This is a genomic window from Idiomarina sp. UBA4206 (assembly GCF_002383015.1).
In the GTDB taxonomy this organism is placed as follows: Bacteria; Pseudomonadota; Gammaproteobacteria; order Enterobacterales; family Alteromonadaceae; genus Idiomarina; species Idiomarina abyssalis.
Map to the genome: position 1 here is coordinate 20,227 of NZ_DFTS01000039.1, position 1,085 is coordinate 21,311.

Consider the following 1,085-nt stretch of genomic DNA (forward strand, 5'->3'; position numbering starts at 1 on the left):
TCACGACGTTCCGCGTCTTCTTCTATAGTGCCGTAAACGTTGTCTCGCACCAACTGACCGTGCTCATCTTGGTCTGCTGTCCGGTTCTTTTTATTTTCTTCCTGGGGGCTGTCGCCATGATGGCCGCGAAAAGTTGCAACTTCTATGACCTCACGCCCGAACACCACATGAGCCAGACGAAACCGACGCCCAATTAAGCGACAGTTGCGAAACAAAGACTTTATCTGCTCAGGTGTGGCATTAGTGGTAACGTCAAAATCTTTTGGCTCCAGGCCGAGCAGGATGTCGCGGATACAGCCGCCAACAAGATAGGCTTCAAAACCGCTGTTGTGCAGGCGGTAAAGAACCTTTATGGCGTTCTTACTGATATCGTTACGAGATACGGGGTGTTTATCCCTGGAGATAACTTGTAATTTGGGTAAACGGCTGGAGTCCTGCTCCGCCGCTTTACTGGAAAAGGCGCGCTTTGCCAGTGCTTTAATTCGCTTAATAATGGTGGTTCTCCCTTACCATTTTTTTATTCAGAGTTAGTAGCTGTTTGGATATTGTACCGTTAACAACCAAGGATATGCCACTTTTTGCGCCAACTTTGCAGCGCCTCCTGCAAAATGTCGTTCACTGAGCCTGTATGCAACTCTGGCTCAAGCTGAATCCCCAAATAGTCGAGCGCCGTCAGCAGGTTATTGCTGGCATAGCGTGACTCGATTGAGGGCGCATGATTTTGCTTACTCAGCTTCAGACCCTTGTCATTAGTTACCAGAGGCAAATGCATCATTCTGGGTTGCTTACCGGTAAAGTACTGCCATAAAGTGAGCTGCCAATAGCTGGGTGTGATTAAGTCACTCCCCCTGACAATGTCGGTAACCCCTTGCTCAATATCATCAACCACAACGGCCAGCTGGTAAGCATACAAACCGTCCCGACGTTTCAACACGAAATCTTCGCTAACAGAAGGCGAGTGGTCAGAAAGTAAGCCTTGGGCTCGGTCATTAAACTCAGTTATGGGGGCGTTATTTACAAAGCGCAGAGCATAAGGCGGTGTACGTGGTTGACGGTTTCGGCAGTATCCGTCGTAATGGTCATTA

1 protein-coding gene and 1 pseudogene are annotated in these 1,085 nt (G+C 48.8%); both read right to left on the reverse strand.

The genetic code is table 11. The features are described 5' to 3' along the window. Nucleotides 1-404: pseudogene (locus tag B3180_RS08140) on the reverse strand (polynucleotide adenylyltransferase PcnB); the annotation flags it as partial. Nucleotides 405-553: 149 nt separating this feature from the next. Next, nucleotides 554-1,085 (reverse strand): glutamate--tRNA ligase family protein (locus B3180_RS08145; RefSeq protein ID WP_286843942.1); only part of this gene is annotated, 532 nt, incomplete at its 5' end.